The sequence below is a fragment of the uncultured Methanobrevibacter sp. genome (assembly GCF_900316895.1).
Lineage (GTDB): Archaea > Methanobacteriota > Methanobacteria > Methanobacteriales > Methanobacteriaceae > Methanocatella.
In genome coordinates this window covers 1-3,716 of record NZ_ONER01000122.1, presented here as the reverse complement: position 1 = coordinate 3,716, position 3,716 = coordinate 1, and the positions used below count along the sequence as shown (strand labels likewise).

3 protein-coding genes and 1 pseudogene are annotated in these 3,716 nt (G+C 37.5%); 3 read left to right on the top strand and 1 reads right to left on the bottom strand.

Translation table 11 applies throughout. The features are described 5' to 3' along the window. The 3 genes and pseudogenes from QZN27_RS09975 to cas4 all read left to right on the top strand — a co-directional run. Positions 1-930 (top strand): annotated as a pseudogene (locus QZN27_RS09975) (DNA polymerase subunit beta); the annotation flags it as partial. A gap of 212 nt (positions 931-1,142) precedes the next feature. Next, positions 1,143-2,621, top strand: coding sequence for a sodium-dependent transporter (locus QZN27_RS09395; protein ID WP_296786838.1), 1,479 nt, complete (start codon positions 1,143-1,145; stop codon positions 2,619-2,621). Positions 2,622-2,756: 135 nt separating this feature from the next. Next, a complete protein-coding gene (gene cas4, locus QZN27_RS09390) occupies positions 2,757-3,542 on the top strand; it encodes a CRISPR-associated protein Cas4 (RefSeq protein ID WP_296786835.1) in 786 nt (261 codons plus the stop codon). Between the two features lie 72 nt (positions 3,543-3,614). Here cas4 and QZN27_RS09970 read toward each other — a convergent pair. Continuing rightward, positions 3,615-3,716, bottom strand: a 102-nt coding sequence (locus QZN27_RS09970; RefSeq protein ID WP_367237666.1) for a zinc ribbon domain-containing protein, incomplete at its 5' end; no start/stop codon positions are given.

Sequence of the window (3,716 nt, the reverse complement as noted above, 5' to 3'; positions counted from 1 at the left end):
ATATGTCCCCGATCCGGAGGGCGATCGTGAAAAAGATGGAAAAAGATACAGAAAAGTAGGATCTGAAGAAGCCTATAGTTATTTGAGAGAAAATCATCCCGATTATCTATATTTTTCTCAAGTTACAAACGTTGAAATGATGGGAGTGCCCTTGGACAAGGTTGAAAGAATCATTAAACCTGAAAATAGACTTTTAGGCCTTAAAAAGACATTTGAATCTGGTGGAGAGGTCAAAAATCCTGAATTGATAGCAAAATTAATGGATGTTGCTGACTTTTTCCATTTCATGGCAGACATTCCATATGACCATTTGGGAATCTCAGGCTCCATTTTACCAGGCCTTCAAAAAAGCGGTGTCAGTGACTTGGATTTTGTTGTATATGGTCTTGACAACCACAGAAGAGCAATTGCGGCATTTAAAGAACATAGAGGCAAGGAAGTTTATCTAATGACTACTGGGATTTTGTATACGATAAAAGAATGTATGATGAAAGTTTAACCAAAGAAGAGTTCAGATGGTATGAAAACAGAAAAGCGAACAGAGGAACAATCAACGGAACCCTGTTTGACATTTTGGCCACAAAGGATTATGATGAGATTGAAGGCACTTGGGGAGATACCGTTTACGAGCCTCAGGGAATTGCTCAAATCGAATGCGACATCGTAAGCGCACTTGGAGCTTTTGACAACCCTTCACTTTACACCATAGAGAATGTGGAAGTCATCGATGGCGTGGACTTCCCATTAACAGAGGTCGTCTCATTTACCCACACCTATGCCGGTGAAGTCGTTGACGGCGAGCATGTGGTCGCCAAAGGCAAAGTGGAAAAGGTTATCGTGAATGGCGAGTTCAGCCATTACCGCATAGTTGTCGGAACCACCCGTGAAGCAATCGATGAGTATTTGAAGCTCAAGGAAAGCCCGGCATAATCATTTTATATGAGAGCTGATACTCTCATAACTACTATTTTTTAAACAAACAAGTAAATTTTAATAATTAAATTAGACAAATTTACAATTTTTAACTTTATTTAGCTTATTGAGCAAATATAATTAAAAAAATCACGATTTAAGCAAGATTAATGCAAATAATATATAAACCTTAATGACAAATATATAAACTATTAATTTAAGTGATAAAAATGACAGAGACTAAAAAACAAGAATGGAACAGTAATCTTGCATTCATGATGGCCATGATTGGTTCCGCTGTCGGACTGGGAAATATCTGGCGTTTCCCAAATGTATTGTACTCCCACGGAGGAGGATCATTCATGATTCCATATATCATTTCATTATTCCTGCTCGGAATTTCATTTGTTCTTGTGGAATATGCGGTAGGATTCAAGTTCAAGAAATCGATTGCAAGAATAATGTATTCCATAAAAGATAAATTGGAACCGGTAGCATGGTTCATCCTACTGGTCGTATTTTTGATAACAACATATTACGTTTGTGTTGTTGGATGGGACTTTATTTATATAATCTTAAGTTTTACAAAAGCATGGGGAGCCAATCCCGATTTATATTTCTCAAATAATGTATTGCATGCGACAGATTCAATGTCCGGACTGTTTACAATCGTTCCAAACGTTCTCATTTCAGTGTTCATTATCTGGTTCATTGCATGGATGATTATCAAAAGGGACCTGAATGATGGAATCGGTAAAGTGAGCCAAATCCTATTGCCTTTGCTTTGTCTGATTGTTGTCGGAATTGTCGGGTTCTCCCTGACCTTGCCTGGCGCATCAACCGGATACACACAAATCTTCACCCCCGACTGGAACGCGTTGCTCAACCTGGACGTATGGCTTGCGGCATTCGGACAAATCGTGTTCTCCCTAAGTCTGGGAATGGCAATTGCAATGACATATGCAAGCTACCTGCCTGAAGGCTCAAAACTGGTGGACAATGCAGTGATGGTGGCATTTTCAAACTCAGGATTTGAAGTGTTTAACTCAATTGGAATCTTCTCAATTTTAGGGTTCATGACAGCAACTTCAGGAATACCGTTCAATGAACTTGTAACTGAAGGAACAGGGCTTGCATTCGTTGTTTTCCCACAAGTGTTCAATACCATGGGAAGCGTCGCATACATCGTAGGACCATTGTTCTTCATATGTATCCTGTTTGCAGGAATCACCTCCGTTATTGCCCTTCTTGAGGGAGTGTGCTATTCCATTTCTGAAAAGTTCCTTATTGAACGTAAAAAGACAGCAACCGTTGTCTGCATTATCGGATTTTTAATATCCACTATCTTTGCAACCGGTGCCGGAAGTACAATCCTGGGAATATTTGATGCATATCTGAATAATTTCGCATTGCTGTTGGCAGTATTGGCCGAGTGCATAATTTTCGGTTGGATTTACAAGTTCGATGACCTGATTGAAACATTGAACAACAACTCCAAACTTCAAGTAGGCAAAACCTGGAAAACAGTAATCAAATACATATTGCCTATTTGTATTGGAGGCCTCTGGATTCAAGGGGTTTACTCCACAGTCGTCAAGGCAGATGGCCTTAGCCTGACAGTTATGGGAATCCTAAGTGTAGTGCTGATTGTGATTCCAATCATCTTTGCAAAATTGCCTGCACTCAACAAAAATTATTACAATGTGTAAAATTGCATTTAAATAGCTAAATTATTAGCTATTTACTTTTTTTATTTTATTTAACTAAATTATAATCATTTATAACTTCTTATTTTAAATATTATTAAGTTTAATGTAATATTGAGAATTTTAAGAGGTTATAAAATGATAAAAGTTTCTTCTATAAAACAACATATGTACTGTCCGATGAAGCTGTACATTAAGACTCATGTTGATGCCAGTGAAACTAAGGATTACCAATTGGCAATTGAAATAAAAAAGCTTAAAATTGACATTCAGGATTTGATTCAAAAGAACATGAGAAAGGTCAAAAAAGAGATGGTTTTAAGTGAAATAGAAAACGTCCTATCAGAAAATATCGACCCATACATCAAAAGCACAAGCAATGCCATCAAATCAATGAATATAGGCCTTGAAGCATCACAGATAAATGAAATAATTGACGATGCATATTTCAACATCAAGATAATCGCACTGAAAACAAAACAGGCCATGACCATACTTGACAAGCATGCATTCGAGATTATTGATATGTTCTTTCCCAATTGTATGTATTCCTATCTGATTAAGGACCAGAGCCTTGGAGTCATTGGAATGTGCGACAAGATTGAAATCGTTGACGGCAAATATTATCCTGTTCTTTTAAAAAGCGGAACCCCACCAGTTAAGGGCGTTTGGGATTCCGATGCGATTGAACTTGTGGCAAATGCCATACTGATTGAAGAAGAATTTCGAAATGACGTTTATGTGGGTTTTGTAGATTATGAAAAGATAAGGGACAGACGTCCTGTTGTGATGGACGTGAATTTGAGAAAGGCCTACTTCAATATTCTACGTGAAGTTAAAGAAATAATCGATAATAAAAAGAAACCCAATGTCAAAAAAAGCCCTCGAAAATGTGAAAAATGCGAGTATAAAGAGATTTGTTAAATTGAACCACCCCATCCTATAGAGGATGGGGATTCCTGAATTTTTTTCACTTAATAATGGTTAATTTAAGTATTATTTCAGGCTATCCCCGTTGAACCAGCGGTTTAGAATATTAATTGCTGCGTTTGTGTCCCTATCAAGTATTTTTCCGCATTTTTGACATTTCCAGTTGCG

Excerpts from the sequence above, each read along its gene's own strand:
- QZN27_RS09395 (WP_296786838.1), top strand. The coding sequence starts at position 1,143 with ATGACAGAGACTAAAAAACAAGAATGGAACAGTAATCTTGCATTCATG.
- cas4 (WP_296786835.1), top strand. The coding sequence starts at position 2,757 with ATGATAAAAGTTTCTTCTATAAAACAACATATGTACTGTCCGATGAAG.